Raw genomic sequence first — 16,211 nt, forward strand, 5'->3', positions numbered from 1 at the left:
TCCCACACTCTGGCTGGCGCTGATCACTTGAAAACGATCACCCCCCTGTAGGAGCCGGCTTGCCGGCGATGAGGCCCTGGAGAACATTGTTGTTCTTAAAACTGTCATCGCCGGCAAGCCGGCTCCTACCTGTACACTGATCGCCAGCCTTGGATATCTAGATCTGCAAATGGACAAATACACCCCCCACGCCTGGGAACCCCACGAGCGCCCGAGCCTGCCCGGTTCGCCGTCGACGCCGTTGCACCCCACGCACAAGCGCTGGCTGTTCGCGATGGTGGGCGTGCTGGTGGCAATCACCGGGGGCTTGGGCAACGCGCTGGTGATTGCCAACCTGCAATACCTGCAAGGCGCCCTGGGCGCGACCACTGCCGAAATGGCCTGGCTGCCCGCCGCCTATGTGATGACCAACGTGTGCATGAACCTGCTGCTGGTGAAGTTTCGCCAGCAGTTCGGCCTGCGTGCATTCACCGAGGTGTTCCTGGTGCTGTATGCCCTGGTGACCTTCGGCCACTTGTTCGTCAACGACCTGAGTTCGGCCATCGCGGTGCGTGCCGCTCACGGCATGGTGGGCGCGGCGCTCAGTTCCCTGGGCTTGTACTACATGATCCAGGCGTTCCCGGCCAAGTGGCGCCTGAAGGCGCTGGTGCTGGGCCTGGGCACGGCGCAGTTGGCGTTGCCTTTGGCCCGGCTGTTCTCCGAAGACCTGCTGCAAATCGCCGAATGGCGCGGCTTGTACCTGTTCGAACTGGGCATGGCGCTGATCTGCCTGGGCTGCGTGTTCCTGCTCAAGTTGCCGCCGGGCGACCGCTTCAAGACCTTTGAAAAACTCGACTTCCTCACTTTCGCCTTGCTCGCCACCGGCGTGGCGCTGTTGTGCGCGGTGTTGTCCCTGGGGCGTATCGACTGGTGGCTCGAAGCCCCGTGGATCGGCGTGGCGTCGGCCTGTTCCCTGGTGCTGATCATGGCCGGCCTGGCCATCGAGCATAACCGCAGCAACCCGATGCTGATGACCCGTTGGCTTGGCAGCGGGGTGATGATTCGGCTGGCGCTGGCGGTGATCCTGATTCGCATGGTGCTGTCCGAGCAGTCCACCGGCGCGGTGGGCTTCATGCAGATGCTGAACATGAGCTACCAGCAGATGCACACGCTGTACGTGGTGATGCTGGCCGGGGCGATTGCCGGGCTGGCCGTGAGCGCGTTGACCATCAACCCGGCGCACCTGTTGATGCCGTTGGTGATCTCCCTGGCGCTGATGGCGGTGGGGTCGGTGATGGACAGTTTTTCCAGCAACCTGACCCGCCCGGAAAACCTGTATATCAGCCAGTTCCTGCTAGGCTTCGGCGGGACTTTCTTCCTCGGACCGACGATGGTGCTGGGTACGAAAAACGTGCTGACCAACCCGCGCAATCTGGTGAGTTTTTCGGTGATGTTCGGCATTTGCCAGAACCTCGGCGGCTTGATCGGCGCGGCGTTGCTGGGCACTTTCCAGATTGTGCGGGAGAAATTCCACTCCAGCATGATCGTCGAACACCTGACCCTGCTCGACCCGCGTGTGGCCGCGCGGGTGAACAGTGGCGGCTCTGCCTACGGCGGCATCATCGCCGATCCCGAGCTGCGCAACCTCATGGGCATTCGTAGCCTGGCCACGGCCGCCACCCGTGAAGCGAACGTGATGGCCTACAACGATGTCTTCATGTTGATCGCGATCATCGCGATACTCACCATGATCTGGATCTTTATCCGCAGCTTGTGGCTGATGAGCACCACCCGAGCAGCCACTCCCGTTCAACCCAGCGGCGCACCTTCATGACCGAACCTTCCACCACGACCACCACCGCCATTGCCGCCACTCCGGAAGGCAGCACGCCCCCCGGCGCCGTGCCCACCGAGCTGCGGCCGTTGCGGGTACGCATTCTTTCGTCCCTGGGCTTTGCCGCGATTGCCGTCGTCGGCGTGCTGATCGTGCTGTACGCCTGGCAGCTGCCGCCGTTCAGCAGCGCGGTGGAAACCACCGAGAACGCCCTGGTGCGCGGTCAGGTCACGATCATCGGGCCGCAACTGAGCGGCTATGTGTTCGAAGTGCCGGTGCAGGACTTCCAGTACGTGAAGGCCGGCGACCTGTTGGTGCGCCTGGATGACCGCATCTACAAACAGCGCCTCGACCAGGCGCTGGCACAACTGGCGGTGCAAAAGGCCGCCTTGGCCAATGTGGTGCAGCAGCGCAACAGCGCCGAAGCCACGATCAAATTGCGCCAGGCTGCCTTGGCCGACAGCCAGGCGCAGTCGCGCAAAAGTACTGCCGACTTGCGCCGCAATGAAGAGCTGATCAGTGACGGCTCGGTGTCCAAGCGCGAGCTGGACGTGACCCGTGCGGCCAACGCGCAGACCATCGCCGCCGTGGCCCAGGCCCAGGCAAACCTGGAAATCGCGCGGCAGGACTTGCAAACAGTGATCGTCAATCGCGGCTCCCTGGAAGCGGCCGTCGCCAGTGCCGATGCGGCGGTGGAGCTGGCGCGGATCGACCTGTCCAACACGCGCATCACCGCGCCGCGTGACGGCCAGTTGGGGCAGATCGGCGTGCGGCTGGGGGCCTACGTCAACTCCGGCGCGCAGTTGATGGCGCTGGTGCCGCCGCAGTTGTGGGTGATCGCCAACATGAAGGAAACCCAGATGGACAACGTGCAGGTCGGCCAACCGGTGACCTTCACGGTGGATGCGCTGAACCACCGCAAATTCCACGGCACGGTGCAGCACATTTCCCCGGCCACAGGTTCTGAGTTCAGTCTGTTGCAGGCGGACAATGCCACCGGCAACTTTGTGAAGATCGCCCAGCGGGTGCCGGTGAGGATCACGGTAGATCCGGACCAGGCCGAGAGCGAACGGTTGCGGCCGGGGTTGTCGGTGGTGGTGAGTATCGACACGGCGGGGCGCCTGAAGAACAGCCCGCCTTGATCCCCTTTGGATCAAACCGCTGATTGCTTGATGTGGCGAGGGAGCAAGCTCCCTCGCCACAAACACCGATTCCTACAAGGGGCTGTATTTCAGGGTGAAGTTGAGGTGGCTGGACTGGCCTTGTTCCAGCAGTTTCAAGCCGGGCCTGCCGGGCAGGTGGTGGGCATTCACGGGATGGCTCACCGGTTCGATGCAGAAGAACTCCAGCCCCGGTGGGCAGTACAGTAAAAAGTAGTCGCTGCCTTCGGCTTGGCATTCCAGGGTGTAGCCCAGCTCCGGCTGTTCGATCACGCAGTGGCCGTCCCACTGGCAAAAGCCGTTGTCCACCAAGCCTTCGGGTAAACCCTTCAACTGCCGGAAATCCCACTCGGCAGGCACCGGTGCCAGCCCTGTGGGCAGCTTGGACGCATCACTCATCCACACGTGTGACGCCTTTGCCTGCAGCCGTGTCCCCGGTTTGCGCGGCAAGTAAGGATGCAATCCCAAACCATGCCACGCAGGCTGTGCCGCCAGATGGGTCACGCGTAATGCGATGATCAGTTCGCCACCCTCCAACCGAAACCGTTGCTCGGCGCGATAGGCGAATGGCGTGTCGCACTCCACCGCCAACACCACTTCATCGGCGGCCTGGCTGACCACCTGCCAAGCCTGTTGCCAGGCAGAGCCATGAATCGGCAATGGGTCGAGCGGGCTGTTGGGCGTCAATGCCAGCCAACCGTCCGGGTTATCAAAACCGCCTTCGGCAATCCGGTTGGACCAGGGCGCCAACGGGTAGCACCCCAGCTTGCCCGGCAAGCCGGTGTCCAGCGCCTGCTGGTCACTGTGGCGCAACAACGGCTGCCCGGTGGCGCGCACCCGCCAGTTGACGATGCTGCCGCCCACGACCGGGGCCAGGGTGAGGTGGGTGAGGGCGTCTTCGAGTTCGATCAGCATCGGCATTCCACCTAAAGCGCGAAGGTCGGTTCTGCCAGGCCTTGCACGCCCGGGTTGAGGGCGAAAACGCCGCCGGACACGGACTGTTCGCTCTGGTCATCACGGATCGAGGTGACGAACAGGGTGTCCAGGCGGCTGCCACCAAAGGCGCACATGGTGGGCTTCTTCACCGGCACGGCCAGGGAGCGGTCGAGGCGACCGTCGGGAGTGAAGCGATGGATCAAGCCGGCGTCGTTGGCGCAGATCCAGTAGCAACCCTCGGCGTCCACCGCTGCGCCGTCGGGGCGGCCAGGGTAGGCATGCATGTCCACGAACACACGGCGGTTGGACGGCGTGCCGGTGTCGATGTCGTAGTCGAATGCCCAGATCTGTTGCACCAGCGGGTGCGAGTCCGACACGTACAGCGTGCGCCCATCCGGGCTGAACGCCAGGCCGTTGAGGGTGATGAACCCGCCCAGTTGCGCATGGGGCGCGGTGCCGCTGGCATAGCGATACAGGGTGCCTTCGGCCGCGTTCAAGCCCATGTTCAACACCATGCTGCCGGCCCAGAACCGGCCCTGGCGATCGCAGCGCCCATCGTTCAGGCGCATGTCGGCGCGTGGGTGCTGCACGTTGGCCAACAGGGTGGTGTCGAGGCTGCCATCGTTGTGCGGCGTGAGTTGGAAAAAGCCGCTTTCCATCCCGGCCACCCAATTGCCCGTTTGCGTACGGGCAATGCAGGCGAGCATCTGCGGGGCTTTCCAGGCGGCAATATGCCCAGTGGCGGCGCTCCAGCGTTGCAGGCCGCCGTTGGGGATGTCCACCCAGTACAGCGCGTTTTCTTCAGGCACCCACACCGGGCATTCGCCCACCGCGTTGCGGGCGTCGACGATCAGTTCTGCACTCATGGCTCAATCGCCGAACGGGCCGGCCGCGCAGAAGGCGCCGCCCTGGTAGACCTTGGCCGGGTCATCGGCGGCCACCGGTGGCTGGGTTTCGACCTGTGCGCGAAACACTTCGGAGTTGTCCTTGGGGGCATAGCCCAAGTGGGCGGCGTAGCGGTTGTCCCACCAGGTGTCGAGGTTATCCGACATGCCGTAGACCACGGTGTGGCCGACGTCTGGCGTGTACAGCGCGCGTTCGAGCAGTTGGGTGAGGTCATCGAAACTCAACCAGGTGTGCATCATGCGGCGGTTCTGCGGTTCCGGGAACGAGGAGCCGATGCGGATGCTCACGGTCTGGATGCCGTAGCGATCGAAATAGAAGCTGGCCATGTCTTCGCCGTAGGACTTGGAGAGGCCGTAGTAGCTGTCTGGGCGGCGTGGCGAGTGGGCGTCGAGGATTTCGCCTTGCTTGTGAAAGCCGATCACATGGTTGGAGCTGGCAAAGATCACGCGCTTGACGCCATGGCGGCGGGCAGCTTCGTAAATGTGGAAGATGCCGCTGATATTGGCGCCGAGGATCTCCTCGAACGGGCGCTCCACGGACACGCCGCCGAAGTGCAGGATCGCGTCGACGCCTTCCACCAGGTGGTGCACGGCTTGTTTGTCGGAGAGGTCGCAGGTGTGCACTTCTTCATGGGCGCCGGCTGCGGGGGCCATGGCGGCGATGTCCGAGAGGCGCAGCACCTGGGCATAAGGGCGCAGGCGTTCGCGCAGGACTTTACCCAGGCCACCGGCAGCGCCGGTCAGCAGCAGGCGGTTGAAGGGAACGGGTGCAGTAGTCGTGGTGGTCATGGGCGTTCCATTATTGTTGTAGGTTGTCGTATGACTTTGCCAAAGTATCCTTATGGATCCCCCACGTTGTCAACGCTCCTACCTCTGCATGACATTCAAATGTGGGAGGGGGCTTGCCCCCGATGGCGGTGGATCAGTGGGACGATCTGTTGACTGACACTCTGTCATCGGGGGCAAGCCCCCTCCCACATGGGTTTCGCAGCGGTTGATAGATCGTTGCCAAGCGTTAAAGCAGAGAGAGGGGGTAGCTGATAAACAGCCGGTTCTCATCAAATTCATTGTTGCTGAAGTCCCGGCGCAGCGACGAATTCCTCCAGCGCAGGTTCAGGTCCTTCAGCGTACCGCTTTGGATGGTATAGGCCAGCTCCGATTCACGGCCCCATTCCTTGCCATCGGTGATCGCCCCGGTGTGCACGTTACTGCCGCTGATGTAGCGGTTCATCATGGTCAGCCCGGGAATGCCCAGCACCACGAAGTTGAAATCATGGCGCACCTGCCAGGATTTTTCCTTGGCGTTGTCGTAGCTGGCGTTATAGCTGTCGTTGGCCAGCGTGCCGCCGCTGGTGCCGTTGACCTTCATCCATACGCTGTCGCCGGTGAGTTTCTGCAGGCCCACGTAAAAGGCGTTGCCCTTGTATTTGGCCGAGAGCAGCGCGGAAAAGGTCTTGTTGTCGAGATCACCCGCCAGGGCGCGTCCGTCTTCCTTGCCGGTGAAGTAACCGAGGTTGGCGCCCAGGGTCCAGTCACCGACCGGCTGGCTGTGGGTCAGGTTGAAATAGCGTTGCTGGTAGATGTCGGAAAGCTCGGCGTACCACACGCCTACTTGGGTGCGCTTGTTATTGAAGCTGTATTCACCGCCGCCGAAGTTGAAGCGGTCGGAGGTGAAGGCGGCTTTGCCGTTCATGAACAGGTCTTCCATGCTCGCGTCGTTGCGCGGGCTGTTGCCGCGAAACTGCCCGCCGTAAAGGGTCAGGCCGGCGATTTCGTTGGAAGTGACTTGGCCACCCCGGAAGGTCTGTGGCAGGGAACGGCCGTCATCGGAGCGCAGGATTGGCAGCACCGGCATCCATTCGCCGACTTTCAATTCGGTCTTCGACAGCCGGGTCTTCAGCGCCACGCCCAAGCGCCCGAAGTTGTCGGCCGGGCGCCCATCATCGTGGATCGGCAACAATTGGGTGCCACCGGTGCCTTTGCCGCCATCGAGTTTCTGCGAGTACAGGCCCAGCACATCCAGGCCAAAACCGACCGTGCCCTGGGTGAAGCCGGAGCGGGCGTCGATGATGAAGTTTTGCGTCCACTCCTGGGCCTTGGCCTGGGGGTAGGTGGGGTTGGTGAAGTTGCGATTGAAGTAGGCATTGCGCAGGTTGAGCGTGGCCGTGGCGTCGTCGATAAAACCGTCGGCGTGGGTGGTCAGGGGTAGGGTGCAAACCAGGCTGCCGAGACCGAGAAGGCCGATACGCGAGGAGGAATTGCGGGCGAATGGACTCACAGTGAAACTCCCTTTTATTTGTTGTTTTTATTATTTGTCGTACGTCGTCGTACAACATTGCGCGGATATTTGCGGGGTTTTCACGGGGTGTCAAGCAGAAGTTATACGATGACTTGGGCCGCACGGATCAAAATGCGGGCGCGGTTTCTGTGGGAGCTGGCTTGTCGGATCGCCGCACCGCTGCGATCGCCTCAACCGGGTATGCCTGATTCACCGAGTTGCCTGCATCGCCGGCAAGCCAGCTCCTACACGTACCTGCTTTTGATCCAACCACTCTGGTCGGCTACCAGGCCGCCGTGCTCTTGCTTTTGATCTTGATCTCAGGCGCCCCGTCAACCACGCTGGCCGAACGCAGGCTTGAATCCGTGGGTAACCCGGCAGGACGCCGGGTTAGCCGTCCTGGGCCAAGGATGGCCCATGACGGCGGCCCACGGATTCAAGCCGGAGTGAGGGAACACCGAGCCTAGGCGAGGTGCCGAGTGGTGGGGCAAGAGCCTTTTGGTTACTTTTGGCTGGGCCGGCATCCCGGCTCTTTCCAAAAGTGACCCGCTGTAAGAGCGGAACCCATATCAGCCGTTACCAAAATAACGGATATGCACTCGATCCTAGTCGCCAGACATACCGCCTTCGCAGGCAAGTCGAACCGTCGCACCGCAGCTCCCACAGTGATGGCATTTCAACGTGGATTTTTAACCCGCCATGACCATCGGCGGCAGGGTACCGAGCAGGGAAACGGCCGCAACCGCGCCAATGCCCAGCGCCCATTCCAGCATCACGCTGGCCCTCAAGCTGCCCACGCGCTCCTCGCAGCGCTCGATGCGCAGACGGTTGAGCAACGCCAGGGCAAGCATCCCCAACACCAGCATCACCTTGATCAGCAGAATCAAGGCAAAGCCACTGAACAAAGGCGTCGGCCACAGTTGCCCGGTCAGCACGCGCACATTGATCAAGCCGGTCACCAACAACCCTACGACCAAGCCATACCCCACACCGCTGAAGCGCCGCAGGATCGGCTCCAGCCGGTGGCCCTGCGGTTGGCGCAGGATCAACACCAGCACCAGCAGGCCACCCAGCCACGTGCCGACACACGCCAGGTGCACCACCTGGTTGAGGATCAGCAGTTGCCCGCTAATCCCGTCGAGCATGGCGCCATGCCCCACCGGGGCGAGTGTCACCAGCAGCAGGGCGATCAACGGCAGGCGCAGCGCAGGCCAGGGTGTGATCAGCGCCAGCACCAGCAGCAGGTTGAACAGCAGGTGCCAGGCCCACACCTGGCCGAAGAAGGTTTTGCCCAGCACCAACTGCACGGTGGCCGGTTGCAAGGCCGCGTCCCAACTGCCCGCCATGCTGGCGGTGATCAACAGTAGCCACGCTACGCCAGAAAACAGCCCGACCCAGGCCAGGGCGCGGGTGATGCGCAGCAGGCGCCGGTCCAGTGCCGGCTGCGGTTCAGCGCCGAGCAGCCAGGGCCTGAAGACACAGGCCCCGAACATCAGCAACACGACGATGAAATGCAGGAAGCGACACAGCACCAGCAGGGTCGCCATGGGTTATTGGCCGACCTTGAAGCTGTATTCACCGTTGCTCTTGTGGGTGTCGACCGAGACAGCGTTCCACACCACTTTGTAGTTGCCGGCAGCCAGCGGGGCGGCCGGTGTCACCACCAGGACTTTCTTGTCGGCGTCCGGCGTTTCCAGGCCCTTGATGGCGATTTCGGTGCCGTCCTTGCTCAGGGAGACCTTGGTGAACGTGGCTTCGACGCCTTCGCTGAAGGTCAGGCGCAGGTCGGCCGGGGCGGCGACGGTGCTGTCGGCGGCAGGGGTGGCGCTCTTGAGGTGAGCGTGGGCGAACGCTGCCGAGGCTCCCAGCAGGGAGGCGAGCAGCGCGGCAGTGGTGAGGGTTTTCTTGATCAGCATGGTTCAGCACCTTCAGGTGAGAGAGTCGGTAACGCCAAGTGCAGCAAGGGAAAGGGCTTGCCTTCGCCATCCAGCGGCGAACGCGCGACCTGGATGAAACCATAGTGCAGGTAGAACCCCACGGCCTGGGGGTTCTGTTCGTTGACGTCCACCGTCAGGGTGTCGTGGCGGGCGCGGGCGTGGTCCAGCAGTTGGCGGCCAATACCCTGGCCACGGCGCGCAGGCTCGATGAAGAGCATTTCCACATTGTGCCCACCGGTGCCGATAAAACCGGCGACGCCGGCGCTGTCTTCATACACCCACACGTCGAGGGCGGGCATGGGCAGGTACGTATCACGCACCAGAGGCAGCAAGCGTTGAATGTCATCCTCGGGGAGGAAGTCATGGGTGGCTCGCACCGAGCGCTCCCACAGTGCTCCCAGCACTGGGTCGTCGGCGGCCACGCGAGGTCGAATAGTCATGGCAGTGATCCTTCATTGGGATCGCGATCCTAACCAATCCGATTTCCAGCGGAAAGGCTCGTACAGGAAGTTTCACCTGGCTTGCACGCGGCTCTTCACTCCGCCGCAAGCCTGCGCCGTTTTGTCTGGTACATGTCACCGTCGGCATGGCTGAGCAGCGTATCGGCGTCCTCACCGTCCGCTGGATAAAACGCCACGCCGATGCTGCAGGACGGCATCTTGACCCCTTCGAAGCCTGCGCCCAACGGTTCTGCCATGACCGCGAGGATCTGGGTCACTTTCGCGTAAACGGCGTCCTGGGACTGGATATCCGTCAGCAGCACCGTAAATTCATCCCCGCCCATCCGCGCCACCAGGTCGCCCTCACGCACACAGCGTTCCAGCCGTCGTGCAATCACGCAGAGCACCCGGTCGCCCACGCCATGGCCATGCACGTCGTTGATGCCCTTGAAGTCGTTGACGTCCAGAAACAGCAACGCCAGGGTGCTGTTTTGCCGTTGCGCGGCCTGAAGGGCCGTGTCCAGCCCGTCATTGAACAGCGAGCGGTTGGTCAGCGCCGTCAGCGGGTCGTGATGGGCGAGGAAACGCAGTTCCTCCTCGGCCTGGGTGAGGGCCGTGACGTCCCGTGCAACGCCGATCCGTGCCCCCACTTCTTCGGACCAGAAGGCGGCCCACAGGATATGCACGACACCGCCGTCCTTGCGGATATAGCGGTTGCGGAAGTCGACATGGGGTTTGCCGTTCATGACCCGCACGATGGAGGCCCGGGTGCGCGCCAGGTCCTCAGGGTGCATGTAGTCGGTGATGAGGGTGCCGGTCAATTCGTCGGCACGGTAACCGAGCAATGCTTCACAGGCATCGCTCACAAATACGATGTGGTTGTTGCTTTCGACCACGAAGACCGTGTCCAGCATCAGGTGAATCAATTTTGGATAGAGGGCTTGCAGGTCAACGGCCATAGGTCAGGGGTCCGGTTCAGATGTGCCGATCATAGCCCGTTCACAAGGCAGGACGCCGAGGAAAACTGCAGCCTTTGCGCCGCAAAAGTCGATCTGTCGATCAACGGCATGTCCGGGCAATCGGCTGCGTAAGCCGAAGTTGGGGCAGCAGGTGTGTGGCCTAATGTGTCTGTTCATGATGTGATGGCGCACGTGCCGTTTGAAGCGTCCATAGACAGTGAGTGGGTTTGCAGCCTTTATGGGTAATCACAAGATCGGAATTCGTCGAGTCAACGTCGAGAAAATCCTGCTGGCGGCGGAGAAAATCTTCGCCGAAAAAGGCTATGGCAGCACCGCCATGGCCGACATTGCCGAAGAAGTGCAACTGCCTCGTTCCAACCTGCATTACTACTTCACCACCAAGAGCGAACTGTACAGCGCGGTGCTGTTCGACTTGCTGGAAGTGTGGAAGCAGGACGCCCTGAGTTTCGAAACCTTCGATGACCCAAGGGTGGTGCTCAGCAGTTACATCCGCGCCAAGATGCAGCGTTCGCGCACGCGGCCGTATGGATCCAAAGTCTGGGCCAACGAGATCATCCATGGCGCGCCCACCCTCGGTGAGGCGCTGGATGAAAGCCTGTACGACTGGGCCAAGATGAAGGAAGCGAAGATTCGCCAGTGGGTGGAGGACAAACGCATCCTGCCGGTGGAGCCGTCGAGCCTGCTGTATATGATCTGGGCATCGACCCAGCACTATGCCGACTTCGATCACCAGGTGAAGATCCTGAATGACCACCAGCCGTTGTCGGACATGCAGTTCGAGAAGGCGATACAGACGGTGACGAGTGTGATCTTGCGGGGGATTGGGTTGGAGCCTTGATTTTTGTGGTGAACCTAAGGGCCCCTTCGCGAGCGAGCCCGCTCCCACAGTTGACCGCGTTATAGAGGGAGGAATGCAGTCGAATGTGGGAGCGGGCTTGCTCGCGAAGGCGGTCTAAAGGGCTACACCGCCTCCCGGTAGGGATTCCTAGGATCCTGCGTCCAATTCAAAAACGGCTTGCCGGTGTCCATCGGCACCATCTCGATACAGTCCGCCACCGGGCAGGTGATCTGGCACAGGTTGCAGCCCACGCACTCTTCATCGATCACCTCATATTTGTGCGTGCCATCCGCCAATTTCACGCTTTCGATGGCCTGGTGTGAGGTGTCTTCACAGGCGATATGGCAACGCCCACAACCAATACAGGCTTCCTGGTCGATCTTGGCGATCACCTGGTAGTTGATATCCAGGTACTTCCAGTCTGTGGTGTTGCCCACCGCCCGCCCGGAAAATGCCTGCAAGTTGTTGTAACCCTGACTGTCCATCCACCGCGACAACCCATCCTTCATCTCCTCGACAATCCGGAACCCATGCAGCATCGCCGCCGTGCACACCTGCACCGCGCCGCAGCCCAGCGCGACGAATTCCGCCGCATCGCGCCAGTTGCCGATGCCGCCAATGCCGCAAATCGGCAGGCCCTGGGTCTGCGGGTCGCGGGCGATTTCGGCGACCATGTTCAGCGCGATCGGCTTGACCGCCGAGCCGCAATAGCCGCCGTGGGTGCTTTGGGTGCCGACCACCGGCAGGGCGACCATGCGCTCCAGGTCGACGCTGGTGATGGAGTTGATGGTGTTGATCAGCGACACCGCGTCCGCCCCACCGCGATACGCCGCCCGCGCGGCCACGCGGATATCGGTGATGTTCGGCGTGAGCTTGACGATCACCGGCAGTGAGCAATAGGTCTTGCACCAGCGTGTTACCTGTTCCACATACTCCGGCACCTGGCCAACCGCCGCGCCCATGCCGCGCTCGGGCATGCCGTGGGGGCAGCCGAAGTTCAGCTCGATACCATCGCAACCGGTGGCTTCCACCAGGGGCAGGATGTTTTTCCACGATTCCTCTACGCACGGCACCATCAGCGACACGATCAGTGCGCGGTCCGGCCAATCCTTTTTCACCTGGGTGATTTCCCGCAGGTTAATCTCCAGGGAGCGGTCGGTGATCAACTCGATGTTGTTGATGCCCAGCACTTCACGGTTGGCGCCGTAATGGGCCGAATAGCGTGACGACACGTTGACCGCCGCCGGGTCTTCACCGAGGGTTTTCCACACCACGCCGCCCCAGCCGGCTTCGAAGGCGCGCACCACGTTGTAGGCCTTGTCGGTGGGCGGCGCAGAGGCCAGCCAGAAGGGGTTGGGGGCTTTGATACCGGCAAATACAATCGAGAGATCGGCCATTACGCAGCCTCCACAGTCAGCATGAGTTGGGCGTGCATGGCCTCGGCGGCCAGCTTGCCGTGTTGCACAGCCTGCACGGTGAGGTCCTGACCGAGGCTGACGCAATCGCCTCCGGCGTACACCCCGGGAACGCTGGTTTGCAGGTGCTCATCGACGAAGATCCGCTCGCCCACGCGGTGCAGCTGCTGGGCCAGCGGGTCGTGCAGTGCCGCGTTGTCGAAGCCCTGGCCGATGGCCTTGAAGATCGCATCGGCGGCCAACTCGAAGGTTTCGCCCGTGGGGTGCAGGCGGCCGTTTTCCATGCGCGTGCGCAAGAAACGCATGCCGCGCACATGGCCCCGATCATCCAGCAGGACTTCTTCGGGTTGCGCCCAGGTCAGCAGGCGGACCTGGTTGGCCTTGGCAATGTCCTGCTCATGGTGGGTGGCGCCCATGTCCGCCAGGCCACGGCGGTACACCAGGTTGACGTCGCGGGCGCCGAGGCGGGCCATCTGCACGGCCATGTCGATGGCGGTGTTGCCGGCACCGAGCACGATGCAGCGGTCGGCCAGGGGCAGTTGCGTGAGGTCATCGGCCTGGCGCAGTTCACGGATGTAGTCGGTGGCGGCGAGCAAGCCGGGGGCGTCCTCATGGGGCAGGCCGAGCTGTTTGCTGGCGGCCAGGCCGAGGCCGAGGAACACCGCGTCGAACTGCTGGTGCAGTTCGCTCAAGGTGAGGTGGTCGCCCAGGCGTTGGCCATGGCGAATCTCGATGCCGCCAATCTGCAGCAGGAAATCCAGCTCCTTCTGGGCGAAGTCATCCACCAGCTTGTACTTGGCGATCCCGTATTCATTCAGGCCACCGGCTTTTTCCCGGGCTTCGAAGATCACCACGTCATGGCCGTGCATCGCACTGCGGTGGGCACAGGCCAGGCCCGCAGGCCCGGCGCCGATCACCGCGATGCGCTTGCCGGTCGACGCGGCGCGATGAAACGGATGCTCGGTGAAGTGTGCGTTGTCCACCGCGTAGCGCTGCAACAGGCCGATCAGCACCGGGGCGCATTCTTCGGCGTTGTTACGCACACAGGCTTGCTGGCAGAGGATTTCGGTGGGGCACACCCGCGCACAACTGCCGCCGAGGATGTTGGCCGAGAGGATCTTCTGCGCGGCGCCTTGGATGTTTTCGGTGTGGATGTTGCGGATGAACGACGGGATGTCGATCTCGCTGGGGCATGCGTTCACACACGGCGCGTCGTAGCAGTACAGGCAGCGCGAGGCTTCCAGTTGGGCCTGGCGCGCGTTGAGCGGCGGCGCCAGGTCGGTGAAGTGGCTGGCGAGCGTTGCCCCGTCTTCATGGGGATGGGGGAGGTGGGTCAGGGTCTGGATCACGGGTTTGGCCTCACGGTTTTTTTTGGATTGCCTCTAAGTGGGCATTTTTTGTTGCCTGTACTGGCCTCTTCGCGAGCAAGCCCGCTCCCACATTCGACCCCATTTTGTCTGGGGGAACGCGGTCGAATGTGGGAGCGGGCTTGCTCGCGAATGCGGTATCAGCGCTTTACAGCCACGGGCCTGGAATGCTCAGCCCGCTTGCTCAACTGCTCAAACACCGCCGGATACGCCGGCCGCTCCACATACCGCCCGGCCCCACGTTCGGCACGCAGGTCACCGTCGGCCCACACCAGTTTGCCCTGGCTGATGGTGTGGCTCGGCACGCCGCGCACGGTCTTGCCTTCGAAGATGTTGAAGTCGACTTGCTGGTGGTGGGTCTTGGCGGAAATGGTCCGCGTACCCTCGGGGTCCCACAGCACCAGGTCGGCATCGGCGCCGACGCGGATCGCACCTTTGCGGGGGTAGAGGTTGAAGATCTTGGCGGTGTTGGTGGAGGTCAGGGCGACGAATTCCTGCATCGACAAGCGCCCGCTGTTGACGCCTTCGTCCCACAACACGGCCATGCGGTCTTCGATACCTGCCGTGCCGTTGGGGATCTTGCTGAAGTCGTCCCGGCCAGCGGCTTTTTGTTCGGCGCAGAAGCAGCAATGGTCGGTGGCGGTGGTGTGCAGGTTGCCCGATTGCAGGCCATGCCACAGCGCTTCCTGGTGCCCGCGCGGGCGGAACGGCGGGCTCATCACATAGCCCGCTGCGGTCTGCCAGTCGGGGTGCTGGTACACGCTGTCGTCCAGCAGCAGGTGGCCGGCGAGCACTTCGCCATAGACCGGCTGGCCTTTGCTGCGGGCGTAGGTGATTTCATCCAGCGCTTCCTTGGTCGACACATGCACCAGGTACAGCGGGGTGCCGATGGTCTCGGCAATGCGGATCGCCCGGCTGGCCGCTTCGCCCTCAACTTGCGAGGGCCGCGACAACGGGTGCGCTTCCGGCCCGGTGATGCCCTGGGCCATCAGCTTGCGTTGCAGGTGATACACCAGCTCGCCGTTTTCCGCGTGCACGGTGGGCACGGCGCCCAGTTCCAGGCAGCGCTCGAAGCTCGCCACCAGGGTGTCGTCGGCCGCCATGATCGCGTTCTTGTAGGCCATGAAATGCTTGAAGCTGTTGATGCCGTGGTGGCTGACCAGCTCGGCCATTTCCTCGCGCACCTGCTCGCTCCACCAGGTGATCGCCACGTGAAAGCCGTAGTCGGAGGCGGACTTTTGCGCCCAGCCGCGCCATTGATGAAACGCCTCCAGCAACGACTGCTGCGGGTTGGGGATCACAAAGTCGATGATCGAGGTAGTGCCACCGGCCAGGCCAGCGGCGGTGCCACTGAAAAAGTCTTCGCTGGCCACGGTGCCCATGAAGGGCAGTTGCATATGGGTGTGGGGATCGATGCCGCCCGGCATCAGGTATTGACCGCTGCCATCGAGTATTTCAGTGCCGGCGGGAATATCCAGGTTCGTACCAATAGCCCGAATTAGACCGCCTGCGCATAAAACATCGGCGCGGTAACTTTCATCATGGGTAATAACGGTGGCGCCACGGATCAACAGCGACATGTCGAGTTCCTCACAGGCTTGACCGGCTTGTGCCAGTTCTAAGTGTTGTAATGCTGCTTACCGATGGTCGGTTAATTCCTGTCATCGGTGACAGGAATAGAAACTAGCTCGAGTTTTTCGATTGGGCAAGAAGATTTTTTATAAGCTTATATCGTATTCAAAGTATTGATTTATAAGGATTAAAAATGATTTTCACCAAAATGAAGCGCTGTCTCACCATTTTGACGCACTTGACAGGTTCTTAAATTGAGCAACATTTCTTATTGCAAATCAGACGCTTGAGACATGCCCCTTGACGGGCATGGGAAATAAAAATAATTGTGTTGCACCAGATTGAGTCCTGACAGTTCGGATAACGTTCGCGTGATTTAGCCTGAGTCACGCAGCAAGTCCCCAGGGCCCAATCGGAAAGCTGATAAACATCAGTACGTTATATAAGCGGTGCGGTTTCGGTAACGGTTGTCGGCACGGTTATTGAGTGCAGTGGCGGCTGGCCGGGCCTGTGATGTCATGTTGTTTACGAGGTACTCCGGCCACCTGGCGTGATGCGTTGGGTGAGCAA

The 16,211-nt window shown here is 61.9% G+C and carries 14 protein-coding genes; 3 read left to right on the top strand and 11 right to left on the bottom strand.

What is annotated here, in order from left to right:
• The first annotated feature begins 169 nt into the window (after positions 1 to 169).
• Both ACVWVP_RS21980 and ACVWVP_RS21985 read left to right on the top strand, forming a co-directional pair.
• Positions 170 to 1,813, top strand: a complete 1,644-nt coding sequence (locus ACVWVP_RS21980) for an MFS transporter (RefSeq protein ID WP_178920884.1) — start codon at positions 170 to 172, stop codon at positions 1,811 to 1,813.
• On the top strand, positions 1,810 to 2,955 hold the full coding sequence (locus tag ACVWVP_RS21985) for an HlyD family secretion protein (RefSeq protein ID WP_259175369.1): 1,146 nt from the start codon (positions 1,810 to 1,812) through the stop codon (positions 2,953 to 2,955). Before ACVWVP_RS21980 ends, ACVWVP_RS21985 begins: the two co-directional genes overlap by 4 nt.
• 72 nt (positions 2,956 to 3,027) lie before the next feature.
• On the opposite strand, the gene ACVWVP_RS21990 is transcribed toward ACVWVP_RS21985, so the two are convergent.
• From ACVWVP_RS21990 to ACVWVP_RS22025, 8 genes are all read right to left on the bottom strand, one after another.
• A complete protein-coding gene (locus ACVWVP_RS21990; protein ID WP_457408006.1) occupies positions 3,028 to 3,888 on the bottom strand; it encodes an aldose 1-epimerase in 861 nt (286 codons plus the stop codon).
• 11 nt (positions 3,889 to 3,899) lie between these two features.
• Entirely contained in the window at positions 3,900 to 4,775 is an 876-nt protein-coding gene (locus tag ACVWVP_RS21995) for an SMP-30/gluconolactonase/LRE family protein (RefSeq protein ID WP_178920878.1), read from the bottom strand.
• A gap of 3 nt (positions 4,776 to 4,778) precedes the next feature.
• The gene (locus tag ACVWVP_RS22000) at positions 4,779 to 5,603 is read right to left on the bottom strand and encodes an NAD-dependent epimerase/dehydratase family protein (RefSeq protein WP_178920876.1); all 825 of its coding nucleotides are present in this window, start codon (positions 5,601 to 5,603) and stop codon (positions 4,779 to 4,781) included.
• A 226-nt stretch (positions 5,604 to 5,829) separates the two neighbouring features.
• Positions 5,830 to 7,092 carry an OprD family porin gene (locus ACVWVP_RS22005; protein ID WP_457408009.1) on the bottom strand — a complete coding sequence of 421 codons (1,263 nt, stop codon included), beginning with the start codon at positions 7,090 to 7,092 and terminating at the stop codon, positions 5,830 to 5,832.
• Between the two features lie 689 nt (positions 7,093 to 7,781).
• Positions 7,782 to 8,639: a copper homeostasis membrane protein CopD gene (copD, locus tag ACVWVP_RS22010; protein ID WP_457408011.1), complete on the bottom strand. Its 858-nt coding sequence runs from the start codon at positions 8,637 to 8,639 to the stop codon at positions 7,782 to 7,784.
• Positions 8,640 to 8,642: 3 nt separating this feature from the next.
• The gene (copC, locus tag ACVWVP_RS22015) at positions 8,643 to 9,008 is read right to left on the bottom strand and encodes a copper homeostasis periplasmic binding protein CopC (RefSeq protein WP_259175359.1); all 366 of its coding nucleotides are present in this window, start codon (positions 9,006 to 9,008) and stop codon (positions 8,643 to 8,645) included.
• Complete coding sequence (locus tag ACVWVP_RS22020) at positions 9,002 to 9,469, bottom strand: GNAT family N-acetyltransferase (protein ID WP_178920869.1); 468 nt, start codon at positions 9,467 to 9,469, stop codon at positions 9,002 to 9,004. The genes copC and ACVWVP_RS22020 overlap by 7 nt, the downstream gene beginning before the upstream one ends.
• A 95-nt stretch (positions 9,470 to 9,564) precedes the next feature.
• Entirely contained in the window at positions 9,565 to 10,428 is an 864-nt protein-coding gene (locus ACVWVP_RS22025; protein WP_178920868.1) for a sensor domain-containing diguanylate cyclase, read from the bottom strand.
• Between the two features lie 238 nt (positions 10,429 to 10,666).
• Between ACVWVP_RS22025 and ACVWVP_RS22030 the strand changes: the two genes are divergently transcribed.
• Complete coding sequence (locus ACVWVP_RS22030) at positions 10,667 to 11,287, top strand: TetR/AcrR family transcriptional regulator (RefSeq protein WP_025854871.1); 621 nt, start codon at positions 10,667 to 10,669, stop codon at positions 11,285 to 11,287.
• A gap of 122 nt (positions 11,288 to 11,409) precedes the next feature.
• On the opposite strand, the gene preA is transcribed toward ACVWVP_RS22030, so the two are convergent.
• The 3 genes from preA to hydA all read right to left on the bottom strand — a co-directional run bounded on the left by preA (position 11,410) and on the right by hydA (position 15,649).
• Positions 11,410 to 12,684: an NAD-dependent dihydropyrimidine dehydrogenase subunit PreA gene (gene preA, locus ACVWVP_RS22035; protein ID WP_178920867.1), complete on the bottom strand. Its 1,275-nt coding sequence runs from the start codon at positions 12,682 to 12,684 to the stop codon at positions 11,410 to 11,412.
• The gene (locus ACVWVP_RS22040) at positions 12,684 to 14,051 is read right to left on the bottom strand and encodes an NAD(P)-dependent oxidoreductase (RefSeq protein ID WP_259175351.1); all 1,368 of its coding nucleotides are present in this window, start codon (positions 14,049 to 14,051) and stop codon (positions 12,684 to 12,686) included. The genes preA and ACVWVP_RS22040 overlap by 1 nt, the downstream gene beginning before the upstream one ends.
• Positions 14,052 to 14,209: 158 nt before the next feature.
• A complete protein-coding gene (gene hydA, locus ACVWVP_RS22045) occupies positions 14,210 to 15,649 on the bottom strand; it encodes a dihydropyrimidinase (RefSeq protein WP_457408018.1) in 1,440 nt (479 codons plus the stop codon).
• Between the last annotated feature and the right edge of the window lie 562 nt (positions 15,650 to 16,211).

The sequence above is a fragment of the Pseudomonas sp. TE24901 genome (genome assembly GCF_054058375.1).

Coding starts and splice junctions, on each gene's coding strand:
- ACVWVP_RS21980 (WP_178920884.1), top strand. CDS start 170: ATGGACAAATACACCCCCCACGCCTGGGAACCCCACGAGCGCCCGAGC.
- ACVWVP_RS21985 (WP_259175369.1), top strand. CDS start 1,810: ATGACCGAACCTTCCACCACGACCACCACCGCCATTGCCGCCACTCCG.
- ACVWVP_RS21990 (WP_457408006.1), bottom strand. CDS start 3,888: ATGCTGATCGAACTCGAAGACGCCCTCACCCACCTCACCCTGGCCCCG.
- ACVWVP_RS21995 (WP_178920878.1), bottom strand. CDS start 4,775: ATGAGTGCAGAACTGATCGTCGACGCCCGCAACGCGGTGGGCGAATGC.
- ACVWVP_RS22000 (WP_178920876.1), bottom strand. CDS start 5,603: ATGACCACCACGACTACTGCACCCGTTCCCTTCAACCGCCTGCTGCTG.
- copD (WP_457408011.1), bottom strand. CDS start 8,639: ATGGCGACCCTGCTGGTGCTGTGTCGCTTCCTGCATTTCATCGTCGTG.
- copC (WP_259175359.1), bottom strand. CDS start 9,008: ATGCTGATCAAGAAAACCCTCACCACTGCCGCGCTGCTCGCCTCCCTG.
- ACVWVP_RS22020 (WP_178920869.1), bottom strand. CDS start 9,469: ATGACTATTCGACCTCGCGTGGCCGCCGACGACCCAGTGCTGGGAGCA.
- ACVWVP_RS22025 (WP_178920868.1), bottom strand. CDS start 10,428: ATGGCCGTTGACCTGCAAGCCCTCTATCCAAAATTGATTCACCTGATG.
- ACVWVP_RS22030 (WP_025854871.1), top strand. CDS start 10,667: ATGGGTAATCACAAGATCGGAATTCGTCGAGTCAACGTCGAGAAAATC.
- preA (WP_178920867.1), bottom strand. CDS start 12,684: ATGGCCGATCTCTCGATTGTATTTGCCGGTATCAAAGCCCCCAACCCC.
- hydA (WP_457408018.1), bottom strand. CDS start 15,649: ATGTCGCTGTTGATCCGTGGCGCCACCGTTATTACCCATGATGAAAGT.